At 65.6% G+C, this 15416-nt stretch carries 15 protein-coding genes; 12 read left to right on the forward strand and 3 right to left on the reverse strand.

Annotated elements, in window-relative coordinates; genetic code table 11:
* The first annotated feature begins 3 nt into the window (after positions 1-3).
* The 8 genes from QQK18_RS11540 to QQK18_RS11575 all read left to right on the forward strand — a co-directional run bounded on the left by QQK18_RS11540 (position 4) and on the right by QQK18_RS11575 (position 7533).
* Complete coding sequence (locus QQK18_RS11540; RefSeq protein WP_284340491.1) at positions 4-1260, forward strand: Hsp70 family protein; 1257 nt, start codon at positions 4-6, stop codon at positions 1258-1260.
* A 51-nt stretch (positions 1261-1311) separates the two neighbouring features.
* The gene (locus QQK18_RS11545; RefSeq protein ID WP_284340492.1) at positions 1312-2538 is read left to right on the forward strand and encodes a DUF2254 domain-containing protein; all 1227 of its coding nucleotides are present in this window, start codon (positions 1312-1314) and stop codon (positions 2536-2538) included.
* Between the two features lie 73 nt (positions 2539-2611).
* Complete coding sequence (locus QQK18_RS11550) at positions 2612-3007, forward strand: DUF2147 domain-containing protein (RefSeq protein ID WP_284340493.1); 396 nt, start codon at positions 2612-2614, stop codon at positions 3005-3007.
* A 248-nt stretch (positions 3008-3255) separates the two neighbouring features.
* Positions 3256-3498 carry a hypothetical protein gene (locus tag QQK18_RS11555; RefSeq protein ID WP_284340494.1) on the forward strand — a complete coding sequence of 81 codons (243 nt, stop codon included), beginning with the start codon at positions 3256-3258 and terminating at the stop codon, positions 3496-3498.
* 129 nt (positions 3499-3627) lie between these two features.
* Positions 3628-4290: a response regulator transcription factor gene (locus QQK18_RS11560; protein ID WP_284340495.1), complete on the forward strand. Its 663-nt coding sequence runs from the start codon at positions 3628-3630 to the stop codon at positions 4288-4290.
* Entirely contained in the window at positions 4287-5669 is a 1383-nt protein-coding gene (locus tag QQK18_RS11565) for a sensor histidine kinase (RefSeq protein ID WP_284340496.1), read from the forward strand. The genes QQK18_RS11560 and QQK18_RS11565 overlap by 4 nt, the downstream gene beginning before the upstream one ends.
* 73 nt (positions 5670-5742) lie before the next feature.
* The gene (locus QQK18_RS11570) at positions 5743-6225 is read left to right on the forward strand and encodes a hypothetical protein (RefSeq protein ID WP_284340497.1); all 483 of its coding nucleotides are present in this window, start codon (positions 5743-5745) and stop codon (positions 6223-6225) included.
* Positions 6226-6399: 174 nt separating this feature from the next.
* Positions 6400-7533, forward strand: a complete 1134-nt coding sequence (locus QQK18_RS11575; protein WP_284340498.1) for a hypothetical protein — start codon at positions 6400-6402, stop codon at positions 7531-7533.
* A 34-nt stretch (positions 7534-7567) separates the two neighbouring features.
* Here the strand turns inward: QQK18_RS11575 and QQK18_RS11580 are convergent, their stop codons facing one another.
* Together QQK18_RS11580 and QQK18_RS11585 are read right to left on the reverse strand one after the other, a co-directional pair.
* The gene (locus QQK18_RS11580; protein WP_284340499.1) at positions 7568-9619 is read right to left on the reverse strand and encodes an FAD-dependent oxidoreductase; all 2052 of its coding nucleotides are present in this window, start codon (positions 9617-9619) and stop codon (positions 7568-7570) included.
* On the reverse strand, positions 9616-10704 hold the full coding sequence (locus tag QQK18_RS11585) for a hypothetical protein (protein ID WP_284340500.1): 1089 nt from the start codon (positions 10702-10704) through the stop codon (positions 9616-9618). Before QQK18_RS11585 ends, QQK18_RS11580 begins: the two co-directional genes overlap by 4 nt.
* Before the next feature lie 131 nt (positions 10705-10835).
* On the opposite strand from QQK18_RS11585, the gene ccmI reads away from it, so the two are divergent.
* The 4 genes from ccmI to QQK18_RS11605 are packed head-to-tail and all read left to right on the forward strand — an operon-like array spanning position 10836 to position 14908.
* On the forward strand, positions 10836-11921 hold the full coding sequence (gene ccmI / locus QQK18_RS11590) for a c-type cytochrome biogenesis protein CcmI (protein WP_284341023.1): 1086 nt from the start codon (positions 10836-10838) through the stop codon (positions 11919-11921).
* Complete coding sequence (ccmE, locus tag QQK18_RS11595) at positions 11918-12403, forward strand: cytochrome c maturation protein CcmE (RefSeq protein ID WP_284340501.1); 486 nt, start codon at positions 11918-11920, stop codon at positions 12401-12403. Before ccmI ends, ccmE begins: the two co-directional genes overlap by 4 nt.
* 43 nt (positions 12404-12446) lie before the next feature.
* Positions 12447-14417 (forward strand): heme lyase CcmF/NrfE family subunit, encoded by a 1971-nt coding sequence (locus tag QQK18_RS11600; RefSeq protein ID WP_284340502.1) that lies wholly within the window; start codon positions 12447-12449, stop codon positions 14415-14417.
* Complete coding sequence (locus QQK18_RS11605) at positions 14414-14908, forward strand: cytochrome c-type biogenesis protein (RefSeq protein ID WP_284340503.1); 495 nt, start codon at positions 14414-14416, stop codon at positions 14906-14908. Before QQK18_RS11600 ends, QQK18_RS11605 begins: the two co-directional genes overlap by 4 nt.
* Here the strand turns inward: QQK18_RS11605 and QQK18_RS11610 are convergent.
* Entirely contained in the window at positions 14848-15297 is a 450-nt protein-coding gene (locus QQK18_RS11610; protein WP_284340504.1) for a cupin domain-containing protein, read from the reverse strand. The two genes, QQK18_RS11605 and QQK18_RS11610, sit on opposite strands and share 61 nt — an antisense overlap.
* Positions 15298-15416 lie beyond the last annotated feature (119 nt).

A 15416-nucleotide genomic window follows, 5' to 3' on the forward strand; every position in this document is an offset into this window, starting at 1 on the left:
ATCATGACACGCGCCTGCGGTTTCGACTTCGGCACGTCCAACTCGACGCTCGGCTTTGCGGATCCCAACGGACCGCGTCTCCTGCCGCTCGAGGCGGACAAGGTCACCATACCCAGCGTCATCTTCTTTTCCTTTGAGGACGATGCCACCTACTACGGCCGGGCCGCGATCGGGCACTATGTCTCGGGGGGCGAAGGTCGCTTGATGCGGTCGTTGAAGAGTGTGCTCGGCACGAGCCTCATTGGCGAGGCGGCGCGGGTCAAGAAGAACACATTTGGCTTTCTCGACATATTGGGCTTCTTCATCGGCGAGATGAAGCGCCGGGCGGAGGCCGCCGCCGGAAAGGCGCTGGAGAGCGTCGTCGTGGGCCGGCCGGTGCGCTTCGTCGATGACGATGCAGCCGCGGACGGCAAGGCCCAGGCCCAGCTCGAGCAGGCCGTGCGTGCGCAAGGGTTCGCCCATGTCGAATTTCAGTTCGAGCCGATCGCCGCGGCGCTCGACTACGAGCGGCAAGTGGTCGACGAGCACCTGGCGCTTATCGTCGACCTCGGCGGTGGCACGTCCGACTTTTCGCTGGTGCGCGTTTCGCCCGAGCGCCGGAACTTGGCTGACCGCAACGCCGACATCCTCGCCACCGCCGGCGTCCACATCGGCGGCACCGACTTCGACAGGTTGTTGGCCATGGCGCGCGTCATGCCCGAGCTGGGGCTCGGCACGACAACCCGCGACGGCAAGCGCTATCTACCAACGGCACCGTATTACAATCTTTCCACCTGGCACCGGATCAACTGGCTCTATTCGGCTGAAGCCCGGCGCGAGCTCGCTTCGACGCGGCGGGAAGCCGAGCGGCCGGACCTGGTCGACAAGATGATCGCCATCGTCGAGGAGCGGGCCGGCCATCGCCTCGTCGGAGCGGTCGAGGAAGCCAAGATCGTCCTGTCGGATGCCAGCGAACACACCCTCCGCTTCGCCGCGCGCCATGCGGCGATCGAGACGCGGATGCATATTGAACATCTGACCACCGCGATCGCCGACGCGGTTGATCGCGTTGCCGGGACGGCCGATGAAACACTCCGGCAGGCGGGCATCGGCAGGGGCGAGGTCGATGCCCTGATCCTGACGGGCGGATCGACGCAGGTGCCGGCAATTCTTGCCCGGCTGACCGCGATGTTCCCGCAAGCTGACCTCGTCCGCACCGACGTGCTCGGAAGCGTCGGTATGGGCCTTGCCATCGAATCGGCAAGGCGGTTTGGAACCTAGGCGTTGCTCAACGGTTGCCCCGCCAATACCCGGCGAGAGGTCACGAACCGATTGAGCCAGATCAGCTTCCATCTGCACCAGATGGTGCGACGCATGTGGTTCCTGCCGGCCACGTTCTCGCTGCTGGCGATCGTGACGATCACAGTCGCCTATGGCGTCGCCAAATTCGTGCCTGATCGAATGCCGTTGGAAATGCCCTCCGACGCAATCCGCAGCATATTGACGATCCTTGCTTCAAGTCTCCTGACAGTGGCGGTTTTTGCCTTGTCCACGATGGTGACTGCCCTCAGCACGGCATCGCAGGTGACCACGCCACGGGCCGTGCCCCTGATCGTGGAAGACCGGACCGCCCAGACTTCTATTTCGGTGTTCATCGGGGCATTCCTTTTCGCCATCCTCGGTATCATCGCGTTGTCGGCGGGCATCTATAGCCAAGCGGGGCGCCTGGTGCTGTTTCTCGTCACGCTGGGTATGGTTGTGCTGGTTACCGTGGCGCTGATCCGCTGGATCGGCCAGATATCGGCAATCGGCCGCGTGGCCGAAACCATCGACAAGGTCGAGGCTGCGACCGCCAAGGGGTTCCACACGGTCGACGAGCCGCCGCTGATGGGATGCCGCCCGCAAACCGGCGGCCCGAAGGGAAAGGCCATCAGCTGTGCCACCATTGGCTACATCCAGCACATTGATCTAGCCAACCTGCAGGATGCCGCCGAAAGGCTCGACGTCGTCGTCGATGTCATGGCTAGACCTGGCGCATATGTCTTCCCCGGACGCGCGCTCGCCCTCGTTGAGAGGGAGCTGCCCGAGGAGGAAACGGAGCGCCTTGCCGACTGCTTCGTCGTCGGCGACACACGCACTTTCGATTCCGATCCGCGCTTCGGTCTCATTGTTCTCAATGAAATTGCCAGTCGCGCGCTCTCGCCCGGGATCAACGATTCGGGCACTGCGATCGACGTGATCGGTACGCAAGTACGCATTCTGGCCGACTGGGCGTGCCTTGAACGCAACGGTGACGTGCTGTTCGAACGTCTGACGATAACCCCGCTGACGGTGGCCGATTTGATGGTGGATGCATTTCGCCCGATTGCGCGTGACGGTGCTGGGCAAATCGAGGTCGTGCTACGCCTGCTCGCGGGGTTGCACACGCTGAGCGGCATCCCACTCCTTGCCAGCGAGGCTCGGGCAACGGCCCGCGACGTGGAGGCACGCGCCATGACGGCTCTTCTGGCCGCGAGCGACAGGCAAGCGCTAGCAAGCGCGGCCGCGTTCGCGCATTAAACTGAGCGTGACCGCATTGTCGCCGGGGCCGACATCGACCATATCTTTGCCGGCCACACCGGAGCGACCTTTGATGACGATTGGTAGACAGGCGGCGGCACTGGCGGCCGCGACCTTCCTCCTTTTAGCGCCCGCAGTCCAGGCTCAGGACATATCCCCCCTCGGCACCTGGCAAAGCACTAAGGGCGATGCACGCTTTACCGTCGACTATTGCCCTGACGGCGGAGAACTCTGCGCAACACTCACCTGGCTGCGCGAGGACGTGCGCAACCCGGCGCGGCTGGCCTCGGTCGGCACCCATGTCGTCGAGGGCGCCAGGAAGACCGGCCCCAACCGCTGGCGCGGCACGCTGCACTATGCCGGTCACACGCTTGCAGGTTCGGTGACCCTTGTTTCCCCGGACTTCATGCGTGTTTCGGGGTGTATGCTGCTGATCTTCTGCGAGACCGTAGAGCTCGAAAGAATGTAGCGAACCGTCGACGAGAGTATATCGGGCGAATCGGTGGCTATCTGCCAGTCCCTGAATGGCGCGCTGGCGGCGAAGGCCTTTGCAGGCGGGATCGATCATCCGCCAGAGCCCGTCAAAAATTCGGGCCTTCCCCGGGGCTTGCCTCATTCATGTCCCATTCAGTAACTTCGCCCTATCTTTCGGGCATGAAAAATCGGACTCGCAAACCTTCGGCCCTTGTTGTTCTCGCCGCTGCTCTGGCGCTCGCATTGACGGGCACCAGTATCCTGCCGGCGAACGCGCAGGGCTGCCTGAGCAACCGGGAAATCCAGGAGGCAGTGTCTTCGGGCCAGATCAAGTCTCTCGATCAGGTGCTGCGGGAAGCCGGGGTCGATTCCAGTCAATCGGTCCTCAGCGTCCAGGTTTGTGACCAGGGCGGCGGGCTCATATATATTATCGGCGTGCTGAGCCCGTCCGGCGAAGCGCAGAACCTGGTTCTGAACGCGCAATAGAGCAGAATGCGAAACGGGAGCAGGTTGTTCGCAGTGAATCCCGCGACAACAAAAGCTGGAACCCGCGATTTGATTCGAACAAATCGCATGGCGCTCTAGATTGGGCGGGAAAATGCAAGGGGGCCTTGGATGCGTATCCTGGTTGTGGAAGATGACGTCAATCTCAACCGCCAGCTCAAGGAGGCGCTGACCGAAGCCGGCTATGCCGTCGACGTCGCCTTCGATGGCGAGGAAGGCCATTACCTCGGCGACACAGAACCCTACGACGCTATCGTTCTCGACATCGGCCTGCCGCAGATGGATGGGCTCTCAGTGCTCGAGGAGTGGCGGCGCGCCGGCAAGACGACGCCGGTGCTGCTGTTGACGGCCCGCGACCGCTGGAGTGACAAGGTGCAAGGTATCGATGCCGGCGCCGATGATTATGTGGCCAAGCCGTTCCACATGGAAGAAGTGCTGGCGCGCCTGCGCGCCCTTGTCCGCCGCGCCGCCGGCCACGCCTCCAATGAGATCGTCTGCGGGTCGGTCAGGCTCGACTCACGCGCCGGCAAGGTGACGGTCAACGGGCAGGCGGTAAAACTGACGAGCCACGAACTTCGGCTCCTCTCCTACCTGATGCTTCATAAAGGCAAGGTGATCTCGCGCACGGAGCTGACCGAGCACCTCTATGACCAGGACTTCGACCGCGACAGCAACACCATCGAAGTGTTTGTCGGGCGCCTGCGCAAGAAGCTGCCCGAGGAGTGCATCCAGACCGTGCGCGGGCTCGGCTATCAGATGCTGGATTTCGAGTGAATCTACCAAGGCTCCGCAAAGGGTCGATCGCCGTCACACTCTTCTGGCTTTCGGCCGGGTGGCTGATCGTGGCGCTGATCGCCACCGGTTTTCTTCTGACCGACCTCTACTCGCGCGCCCTCGACACCAGCCTTTCCGAAACGCTGGAATTCCACGTCGAGAGTCTGACCGGAACGCTTCTCGAGACCGGTGATCCGTTGAGCGAGGACGTGCGCCTGCCGGACCCTCGCTTCGACAGGCCGCGCTCGGGTTGGTACTGGATGATTCGCGACGCGTCGGGGAACCTCGTCAACCTCTCGACCTCCGTCGTCGGCATCGATTTGCCCGGCATCTCCGAGCCGCCAAACGAGCTCGGCGTGCGCACCGGCGTCTTCGAAGATGCCTTCGGCACCCGGATCCGTGCCATCGAGCGCACCATCACCGTCGGCCCGCAGACCTATCGCATCACGGTGACCGGCAGCCTTTCGGAAATCCTGCGTCTCGTCGAGCAGTTCCGCGGCCAGACCTTCATCGTGCTGGGCGCTGTTGGCGTGATGCTCGCCATCATGAGCGCCATCGTCGCGCGCTTCGCAATGCGCCCGATCGACCGGCTGAGCGATGCCATAGAGCGGGTGCGCGAGGGCGACAGCGTAAGCATCGAGGGCAACTATCCGCGTGAGATTGCCCCGCTCGCCGAGGAGGTCAACGAACTCCTGCGCTCGAACGCCGAGATCATCGAGCGCGCCCGCAACCAGGTGGGCAACCTCGCCCATGGGCTGAAGACCCCGATCGCGGTACTCCGCAACGAAGCCTCCGCTCGCAACGGACCGCTCTCGCAGGTGGTCCTCGCCGAAAGCGAGAAGATGAGCACCATGGTCGCAACCTATCTCGAGCGGGCCCGCCTGGCTGCGAGGACTTCTGTCGTCGGCAAGAAGGCGGACGCGACGATGATCATGCTCCGGCTGACCCGGGTGATGCGCAAGATCCATCCGGACGTCACCATCGCCTTCCAGCGTCCCGACGCCTCGCTTCCCTGGTTCCGCGGTGACGAAGCGGACCTTGAGGAGATGGCGGGAAATCTCCTCGACAATGCCTGTAAATGGTCGAAGGGACAGGTGGGAGTGCGCCTTTCGGCCGAGCGCGATGAGGCCGGCGCCACGCTGCTCATCCGCATCGACGACAACGGCCCCGGTCTTTCGGAGGAGGACGCGCAGAAGGTGCTGCGGCGCGGCGTCAGGCTCGACGAGAAGACGCCGGGAACCGGTCTCGGGCTCGACATCGTCAAGGAACTGGTCGACGTCTATGGCGGCAGCCTCGAGCTCAAGCGCTCGGCGCTTGGCGGCCTCTCGGTCGAGCTGCGCCTGCCGACGGCGCGAATCGCGGGTCTCGCCAAGGCGTAACGTGATATTGATCGCTGACGCACTTTCGCCTTAATGCAAAAACAAGAAGGCTCACCCCATCAGAGAAGCGCGCATGAACAACTTCGTTAGACTTTCGCTGCCCGTCCTCGTTCTTGCCCTTGCCGGCTGCACCGGCATGGGGCGGTCGACGGTGAGCCAAAGCCAGCCGGTGATCACCGCACCGCAGCCGACCTATACGGCGCCGGCCCTGCCCAGCCCATCGCAGACAACCCAGACCGCGTTGCAGACGACCAACGTGTCGAGCGGCTTCGTCGATCCGGACGTCGTGCCGCTGATGACGGCCAAGGATTCGGCCGAGGCCAACAGCGCCCAGTTCTATGCGCTCCAGTTCGGCCGCCCCGGTGCGCCACGCAACTGGACAGGCGAGAGCGGCACCACTGGATCGGTGTCGGTCGGCCCCTATGTGCGGGTCAACAATCTCGACTGCCGCGAATTCACCCACACGGTCAAACTCGGCGGCACCGACTACGTGCGCAAGGGAACGGCTTGCCGGGAAGTGGCTGGCAACTGGTCGGTGGCCCCGGGCGCCGCCTGACGGCAGCCCAGCAATCCCCGGTCTTGTAGCATAGGGATTGTTTACTAAGCACGGCTAGTGTGCGGACAGGATTGTCCTCACACTGCCAATCGTATGTCCTCTTCAGCACCTACCGCCGCCGACAGTGCGTCGGCTTCCAAGCAAGCTGCCAGCCTGCGCAACCGGATCGCGCAGATGCGTCCGTTCGCCGGGCTGATCGATTCCATTCTGGTCGAGGAGCCGGCAGACTTCGCCTTCGACGGCTCGCTCTCGCGCCTTCACGCCGTAGCGGCCTGGGTCTGGATGACTCGCGACCTCGCGGGTGATGCGATCGATTCCGCCCGTGTGGAAGACGGATCGCTGACCGCCGGAGAACTCGAGCCGGTGCTTCCGCTAATGCTGACGCGGGCCGCCGAGGCGATCGCCGAGTCCGATCGCGACAGCGAGGCGCGCCGGCGGCTACGCGTTCAATTGGGCGGCGACGAGGCGGCCGAACGTTTGCCGGTGCTGATGGCGGCCCTGCGCGGGCGGGCACTGCTTGTCAAAGCCCAGGCGTTTGGCAAGGCCGTCAACGGCATCACCGAAGAGGCAGGGCTCGTTGCAGCACTGCAATCCATGCCGCTCAATGACAGGACGGCCTTGGCCTTCCTGATGCACGCAGCCATGGGACAAGTCTCCAATCCGTCGCGGCTGGCCGCCGCCGCCCTCAAGCTTTCGGGCTCGGCGAGCGAGGCTGCGGTCGTGCGCGCAGGCTATGCACCGCTCATAGATGCGATGCTGGCGCACGCGCAGAACCAGTTGCACGTCCTGCAGCCTTCGGGCCCCTTCGCCGACATCGACCTCGTCTGCCAGTCGCTCGACCGGTTCCATCGATTGGTACGCGCCGTCACCAGCCATGTGGAGCTTGAACGCAACGGGCGCTGGAGCCTCGTGCTCAGCCGGCTGACCCGCAAGGTCTCCGAGCGGATTGAGCCGCGCCTGCGCAACGTCGTGCCCGACCTCAACGGCGCCATGCGGCGTCTGCGCGAGGCCGACCGCCTCGATCCCGACCAGCTCCTTGCCGCACTCAACGGTATCTATCTCCTGGCAACGCTGCGCGATTGCAAGGACTCCCTCGCCCTCAACGCTGCCTTCGAGCAGACCTGGCTGCAGTCGGGGCAGGCGCTTGAGCTCCACCTCAACCGCAACCTCGAGCTGCTGCGCGCCAATCCCGACGATGCCGTCGTCGGCAAGCGGCTCGACGTCGGCATCAAGATGGCCGAAATCCGCTTCAATCCCGAATATGCCGAGACATTGCGCCGGGCGCGAGCGACGGCAATGAAGCGTTAGCGCGCGATTTGATTCGATCAGATCGTATCGCGCTCTAGGCGGGTTCGTTCGCCACCGCATTCGCGTTTGCGTCATGCGGGCGTACCAGGCGGATGGGCACCGGACGGTTCTGGTCCCTGAGCGTTGCACCTTCACCTGGCGTCGCGCCGACCTTGCCGATAAGGGCGAGGGCTTGGCCGCGTGCTTCGGGGAGCGGGGTCAATACCACGCCGATGGCATGGACCGGATTGGCCTGGTCGGAATTGACGAAGATGAGCGAGCCTGTATCGAGCCGGCGCGTTTCGAGCGATTGTACCAGCCAAACCGTCGCATTGGGGCCGTAACGAGCATTCAGATAGTCCGGAACGAGTGGGGGCGGCAGATCCTCCCCCGCGGTTCCTGTTTCACGCTCACGCTCGAAGAAGGCGCCGCGGTCGATCGCCCGCTCGCGCGCCACTTCGCCCGCGCTTTCTGATGGGATCGCGCCGAGCGCAACACCAGCCGCCACATCGGCAATGCTGAGTGCACGCGATTGCTCCGCCAGGTTCCACGTCGGCGTATGTCGGGCCAGCCCCAGCTTTCCGAGAATGGGCGCGCGCGGTGTGGCGGGCAAGGCGGTGAGGCTCTCCCCGCCATCGAGATAGCAGGGCGCTGCCGCTTTGGCCGGTATGGAGGCAATCGTTGCCGGAGCGTCTGGGGTCTCGTAAGCCGGGTCGATCAGCGTTTCGTGCAAATGGGGCACCGGCTGCCCGAAGCACCGCGCGACGGCTTCCCCGCCGCTGTCGAGACACGCCTGCGTTCCGAGATAGCCGGCCGCCGCGCCGGCGAGCGCGAGATGCGGCGGACCATCGCCGGCAACCAGTCGGCTTTGCTCCGCCTGCCAACCGCTGAGCCCACCGCCCATATGCCAGAGCGTCAAGTCCGGCTGCCAACCGCCGCAGACAATGAGGCGCTGAGCATGGAGCGGCTCTTCCTCACGCTCATAACCCTCGATCGAAACTGCGGTTCTGACCGAAAGGCCTGGCGCGCCGCGGCCGGAGAGCGTTGCCGCCAGGGGCATCACACCGCCCGCCATGGTGATGCCGTAGGCCTTGCAGAACTCGATGAACCGCGACTGCGGCTGCGGCCGATGGTCGACGATGCGCCGCACGCCGATGCCGGCATCGGCCGCAAGCACGGCGAGCCTGTAGGCGGCATTGGAGACGGTGGCGAAGGCAGCCGAGCGATCCGGCCAGACGCCGTAGGCGTGAGCGAGGTGAAAAGCTTCCATAGTGCCGACAACACCGGGCAGCCGGTTGCCGGTAAAGAGCGGCAGGCGTTCCAGGGTTCCGGTCGCCAGAACGACATGCGAGGCTTCGATTTCGCGGATCGTTTCCTTAGCATGGCCTTTGTCCTGCAGGACGCTGTGGATACGTAGGCGCCGTCCATTGAGTGCGACGACTTCGCTGGCGACGAGAACTGCGATGTTGGCAAGTGCGGTGATCTCGCTCGTGAGGCGAGCGATGGCGTCCTCGGGCGCTTCCTCGCCCTCGGTGCGCCCGAAGAGCATGGCATTGCCTCCCAGCATAGGCCGGCGCTCGACGAGGACAACGGAGCGGTCCATCCGCGCGGCCGCCACCGCCGCCGTCATTCCCGCCACCCCTCCGCCGACGATCACCACATCGGCTGCCCGGACCTCTCCCGCTTCCATTGCCGAAGTACCTGGCGGCAGAGCGGTGGTATCGAGGCGGATGCCGAGCGACCGCGGCGGCCCCTGCAATATGCGGCGCAGGCGGGCAGCGGCTGTGTCGCCCGCTGGGCCGGCCGGCAGCGTGACGAGATCGAGATTGTCGATCGCCGGCACGCGCGCCATGGGAAGGGCATGACCAGGATCGGCCGTTTCGGCCACTGGCGGCGCGAAGGCCGTGGTGAGCGCAATCGGAGAGCCGGCCAGCGTGCCATGCTCGGCAAAGCCCGATGCGACGGCGGCGCTGAGCACCGTATCGCCGGCGAAACCTTCAACGAGGTGTCCGTTGAGGCGGAAACGCAATGGCCGCGTGCGATCGATGGCGTTGCCGGCAAGCAGGTGACGCGGATCAACATCGAGACGGTTCGGTTGCCCCTTCATGCGGGGGCCCCCGCTTGGCGCGCCGACAGAGGGGCGAACTCGGCGACAGGCGACCGGTCGGAGGTACGCGAGAAGCCGCGCGCGGCAAAATAACCGTCTTCGGCCTGGCTCGCGGTGCCCGCCAGCCAGCGCGCAAGGGCTGGGGCGATGAATGCGCTGGTAAGGCCAAGCCCCGCGAGCACCATCGCGCCACGATCCTGCGGGCGGCCCACCACCGGCGCGCCGTCGCGGGCGATGAGCTGTCGAAAACTCGTGCGGCTCCAAACGTGGAGGGGGGTCGGCCGCCTCAACAGGTCGATGACCACTTCCGCGGCGTCGTCCGTCTCGCCTGCCGCGACGACGGTCAGCGCGTGTGGCCCGGTCTGCAGGACTTGCGTACCGCCGTCGACATCGACAACGAAGGGCGCCCAAGAGGTCTGGCTGGAACCTGCGAGCAGGGCGCTCGTGGACCTCGCCTCCAGCAGTCCACCGATGCCATGTCCGGCATGGGCGAGCACTGCCGCATCGTCGGCCAGAACGGCCATGCTGGCCTCGAGATGGATGCTTTCGGCCTCAATCCGCGCGGTGCCGCCGCCCGAAACCTCGGCGTGCACACGCTGTTGCTGCAGCACCGGAACGCCGAGACCGGCGAGCCATGCATCGGCGAGGGGCTCGGCCTCACCGCGCATGAGCAGCACCGCGTCGCGCAGGATCAAACCTTCGCGATCCGCCCCAAGCGCTTCCGCCGGCAGAACCTGCGCGTCGTGGCCGAAGCCGGCCGCCATATGGCGGATATGAGCGAGTCCCTGGCGGCCGCGTTGGGTGGTCGTAACGAACAGCGGGTCGAGCCGCTGGCAGGCCGTCCGGCCGCCCATCTGGGCCAGAAGCCGCAACGTCTCCGGGACCGTTTGGGCGAGCAGCGCCCAGGTTTCCGGGCGCGTGACGGGTGCCACCGAAATATCGAAGCTGCGCGCCAAGCGGTAAGCGGCGTCCGATTGGGTGACCAGCGCCACTCGCCGGCCATGCGCCTGCGCCAGGAGTCCCGCGAGCAGCCGCGCCAACAGCCCCGAGCCGAAAACGGCGATGTCGACCTCTCGCGAGTTCATCGGCGTCTTTGCGCCCGCTTGACCTGTGGCAATGCGTCCCCCTCACTCCAGCGGGTTTTTGTGGTTTTTAGCCATATTCTGCCATTAGATGCGCTGCGTCCATGGCGCAGTGGCGCTAACCGTTGGGAATCATGGTCTTCTGGTCGATCGCCATCACGATCACGCTCGTTGCCTGCGCCGCGCTCTACTACGCAGCGGCCATGCGCCCGGTCAACGCGGTCGGCTCGGGCGAAGGCCTCGATGCACAGTTCGCTCGCATGCTGGCCGGAATCGAGGCCGATGTCGGCGCCGGCAAGCTCGCAGGCCCGCAAGCAATTGCCGCCAAGGCAGAACTTGCCCGGGAGATGCTGCGCCAGAAGTCCGAGGCGGGGCAGGCGCCAACGCGCGCCAAACCGCTCCGTATCGGCGTGGTCGCCGCGGGCGTAATGCTGATCGCCGGGCTCGCCTGCGGCCTCTACGCCATTCTCGGGCGGCCTGACCTGCCGGGCGAACCGCTGGCTTCCCGACCCGAGATTGCAGCCCGGAACATGAATCTCGAGGAGGCGATTGCCCGGATCGAGGCACGCCTTGCCATCGCTCCCGACGATCTGCGCGGCTGGACCGTCATCGCCCCCGCCTATATGGAGTTGCAGCGCTACGCCGATGCCGAGCGCGCCTTCCGCCGCATCGTGGAACTCGCCGGCCCCGACGCCGACCGAGAGACGGACCTTGCCGAGGCGCTGATGATGCAGGCGGGCGGTGATGCCGCGGGCGAGGCGATGCAACTGCTGAGGAGCGCGGCCACGCGCGATCCCGCTCATCTCCGCTCGCGCTTCTACATCGCCGGCGAACTGACGCGCACGGGTGACTACACGGCCGCGGTCGAAGCGTGGCAAGAGCTGATTGGCCTTGCCGAGGGGAACGAGCCGTGGCTCGCCACCGCCCGCCAGGGCCTGGCCTTCGCGGAAGCCGGCGGCGTTGCACCGCAAGACGACGAGACCCAGCAGGAAGCGATCCGCGGCATGGTAGAGGGCCTTGCTGCCCGCCTTCAGAGCGAGGGTGGCAGCGTTGAAGAGTGGACGCAGCTTGTGCGCGCCTATCTGGTGCTCGAAGATAGGCAGGCGGCCCAGGCGGCATATGAGGACGCCGTCGCCGCCTATCCCCAGGCGTTCGATCGCGGCGGGCTCGACACCCTCGCCCTTGGCGCCGGGCTCAGTTTGAACGGAGATGGCCAATGAGCTCTCAGGGCCTGCCGGCAAAACGCGGCTGGAGCCGCAAGCAGAAACGACTGGCCATGATCCTCGGCCTCGGCCTCGTGCTGGCGCTGGCGGCGACCTTGGTGCTGGTGGCGCTGCGCGACCAGATCGTCTTCTTCTATACCCCCGCCGATATTCTCGAGCGGCAGGTCGAGCCCGGTCTGCCGATCCGGCTTGGCGGGCTCGTCAAGGAAGGGTCCTGGACCCGGCAGGGCGAGCGCAACACCTTCATCGTGACCGACGGCGGCGCCGAGATCGCCGCGACCTATAGCGGCATCCTGCCGGATCTTTTCCGCGAAGGTCAGGGAGTGGTCGCCGAAGGCAGCCTCTTGCCCGACGGTTCGTTCGCCGCCACCAATGTGCTGGCCAAGCACGATGAGACTTACATCCCCAAGGAGGTCGCCGAGGCCCTGAAGGCTCGGGGCGAATGGCGTCCGGACGAACCTTTGCCGGCGGAGCAGTGATGGGTGTGGGAAAACGACGATCTCGTGGACTGGAGCTTAGCCCATGACCATTGAGCTCGGGCACTTCGCTCTGATCCTGGCCTTCGCCATCGCCAGCGTCTCGACGCTCGGCGGCTATCTCTTCTGGCGGCGGGGCGAGCGGGTGGCGCTGTTCCTGCAGCAGGGCGCCGTACTGCAGTTCGTGCTGGTCGCGGCCGCCTTTGCCGCCCTCATCCAGGCCTTCGTCGTCTCGGATTTCTCGCTCGCGCTCGCGGCGAACAACTCACATTCCTTAAAGCCGCTGGTCTTCAAGATCTCCGGCGTCTGGGGCAATCACGAGGGCTCCATGGTCCTCTGGGTGCTCATCCTTGTTGCTTTTGGCGCCATGGTCGCCGCCTTCGGCAAAAATCTGCCGCAGTCGCTGCTTTCGCTGGTCTTGGCAACGCAGAGCCTGCTGACGGCGGCCTTTTCCGGGTTTACACTGTTTACATCCAACCCCTTCGAGCGCGTGTCGCCCGCTCCGCTCGAAGGCGCCGACCTCAATCCCGTGCTGCAGGACATCGGCCTCGCCATCCATCCGCCGCTCCTCTACACCGGCTATGTCGGCTTTTCGGTCTGTTTCTCGTTCGCCGTGGCGGCCCTCGTTTCCGGACGGATCGATGCGGCCTGGGCGCGCTGGGTGCGGCCCTGGACGACGCTCGCCTGGCTCTTCCTCACCCTCGGCATCGCCATGGGCTCCTACTGGGCCTATTACGAGCTCGGCTGGGGCGGCTGGTGGTTCTGGGACCCGGTTGAGAATGCCAGCTTCATGCCCTGGCTGGCAGGTACGGCGCTGCTCCACTCGGCCATCGTCATGGAAAAGCGCAATGCCTTGAAAATCTGGACGATCTTCCTGGCAATCATCACCTTTTCGCTCTCGCTGCTCGGCACCTTCATGGTGCGCTCGGGGATCCTGACCTCGGTGCACACCTTCGCCAGCGATCCAACGCGCGGCCTCGTCATCCTCTCGATCCTGGCGGTCCTGATCGGTGGGGCCTTCGCCCTCTTTGCCCTGCGCGCGCCGGCCTTGCGGGCAGGGGGGCTGTTTGCGCCCGTCAGCCGCGAAGGAGCGCTGATCCTCAACAACCTGTTTCTTGCAACCGCTCTCGGCGCGGTCCTCGTCGGCACGCTCTACCCGCTGCTGCTCGACGCGCTGGCGGGCATGACCATCTCGGTCGGCGCACCGTTCTTCAACCTCACCTTCTCGATCCTGATGGCACCGCTGCTCGTCGTCCTGCCCTTCGGCCCGCTGCTTGCCTGGAAGCGCGCCGACATCGTGGCGGTCGCGCAGCGTCTCATTGCCGCCGGCGCGCTCGCCATCTTCCTTGCCGCACTCATTTCGGCGCTCGGCGGCGTTTCTGTCTCCATGGCGCCCATCGGTCTGCTGCTCGGCTTCTGGGTGGCGTTCGGTGCGCTTGCCGAACTGATCGAACGCTCGCGCCTCGGACGCCTGCCGCTCATCGAGAGCGCCCGCCGCCTCGCCGGGCTGCCACGCTCGGCATGGGCGACGGCGCTCGGCCATTTCGGGCTCGGCGTCACCGTCCTCGGAATCGTCGCCACCACCGCCTGGGAAAGCGAGCTCGTTACCACGCTCAACCCTGGCGAGGCGGCGCGGCTCGCCGGCTACACCATCGCCTTCGAGCGCTTCGAGGAGGTACCGGGTCCCAACTACAGCGCCGAACGCGGCACCTTCCGCGTAACCGGGGAGAGCGATGCGACCCGTATCCTGTCGCCCGAGCGCCGCATCTATGCGGCAAGCGGCATGCCGACGACGGAAGCGGCCATCGAGACCTATGGTTTCTCCCAGCTCTACCTGCAACTGGGCGAGCCGGTGGACGGCACGCATGTGGTGCGCGCCTGGTTCAAGCCTTACGTGACGCTGATCTGGATCGGCGCACTGCTGATGGCGCTCGCCGGCGCCGTTTCGCTTACCGACCGGCGGCTGCGCATCGGCGCGCCCGCCCGTCGCGCCGCCGCCACGGAGCCCGTCCGATGAGGCTGTTGCACGCGTTTGCCCTGCTCCTGGTTCTTTGCCTACCCGCTTTTGCGGTCAATCCCGACGAGGTTCTCGCCGATCCGGCGCTCGAGGCGCGGGCGCGCGAGCTTTCAGCCGAGTTGCGGTGCCTCGTCTGCCAGAACCAGTCGATCGACGACAGCGACGCGGATCTCGCCCGGGACTTGCGCGTCATCGTTCGGGAGCGTCTGGTCGCCGGCGACAGCGACGCCGAGGTCAAAGACCATATCGTCTCGCGCTACGGCGAATTCGTGCTGTTGCGGCCGGTCATTGCACCGCACACGCTGTTCCTCTGGGCCGCCGGTCCCATTATCCTCGCGGCCGGTCTTATCGGTCTCTGGCTTGCCGCGAGGCGGCAGCCGCCAGAGCCCAGGTCTTTGACGCGCGAGGAGGAAGCCGCGATCGAGGCCCTTCAGTCCGGGTACGACCAGGTCGAGGGGTCGAAGTCCTCCGGCAGGAATGAGACGCCGTAGCGCGCCGCGATCGCATAGCGGGCCTCTTGGCTGCTGGCAGCATGGAATTCACCGAGAAAGGTTTCGAGCATCGCCGGCACGGTGATCAAAAGCACGCGCGCCTGCGGCGAAAGCACGTCCCAGGCATGCGGCTCGTTGCGCGGCAGGAAAACGAAGCCGTCGGCATCGAGGTCGCTGACCTGCGTGCCGGGCCAGACCCGGATCCGGCCGGAAACCACGTAGAAGCATTCGTCCTCGCGCGTATGGACGTGCCAGGGCGCGCCGCCCTGGGTGTCGCTGCGCATCAGCGTCATCACGCCTCCTGTGGCCGCCGCCGAAGCCTTCACCGCCTCGCCGAACCCCACCGTGCCGGTCCCCGCAGTCAGGGCATATGAGCGCTGTGTCGCCATGGTTTCCTCCCGCGCCGCACTCTGGCCGTCAGAGTTACGAATTTGTAATGTGGGCGCAACCTCCCAGAAAGGCGGACGGTTTCATATGTCTTCCCGGAAACTGTTGAGGGTTTCACCCG

The sequence above is a fragment of the Devosia nitrariae genome, assembly GCF_030160115.1.
Lineage (GTDB): Bacteria > Pseudomonadota > Alphaproteobacteria > Rhizobiales > Devosiaceae > Devosia > Devosia nitrariae.

Coding starts and splice junctions, on each gene's coding strand:
- ccmI (WP_284341023.1), top strand. CDS start 10,836: ATGGTCTTCTGGTCGATCGCCATCACGATCACGCTCGTTGCCTGCGCC.
- QQK18_RS11540 (WP_284340491.1), top strand. CDS start 4: ATGACACGCGCCTGCGGTTTCGACTTCGGCACGTCCAACTCGACGCTC.
- QQK18_RS11575 (WP_284340498.1), top strand. CDS start 6,400: ATGCGTCCGTTCGCCGGGCTGATCGATTCCATTCTGGTCGAGGAGCCG.
- QQK18_RS11570 (WP_284340497.1), top strand. CDS start 5,743: ATGAACAACTTCGTTAGACTTTCGCTGCCCGTCCTCGTTCTTGCCCTT.
- ccmE (WP_284340501.1), top strand. CDS start 11,918: ATGAGCTCTCAGGGCCTGCCGGCAAAACGCGGCTGGAGCCGCAAGCAG.
- QQK18_RS11560 (WP_284340495.1), top strand. CDS start 3,628: ATGCGTATCCTGGTTGTGGAAGATGACGTCAATCTCAACCGCCAGCTC.
- QQK18_RS11580 (WP_284340499.1), bottom strand. CDS start 9,619: ATGAAGGGGCAACCGAACCGTCTCGATGTTGATCCGCGTCACCTGCTT.
- QQK18_RS11610 (WP_284340504.1), bottom strand. CDS start 15,297: ATGGCGACACAGCGCTCATATGCCCTGACTGCGGGGACCGGCACGGTG.
- QQK18_RS11585 (WP_284340500.1), bottom strand. CDS start 10,704: ATGAACTCGCGAGAGGTCGACATCGCCGTTTTCGGCTCGGGGCTGTTG.
- QQK18_RS11600 (WP_284340502.1), top strand. CDS start 12,447: ATGACCATTGAGCTCGGGCACTTCGCTCTGATCCTGGCCTTCGCCATC.
- QQK18_RS11605 (WP_284340503.1), top strand. CDS start 14,414: ATGAGGCTGTTGCACGCGTTTGCCCTGCTCCTGGTTCTTTGCCTACCC.
- QQK18_RS11550 (WP_284340493.1), top strand. CDS start 2,612: ATGACGATTGGTAGACAGGCGGCGGCACTGGCGGCCGCGACCTTCCTC.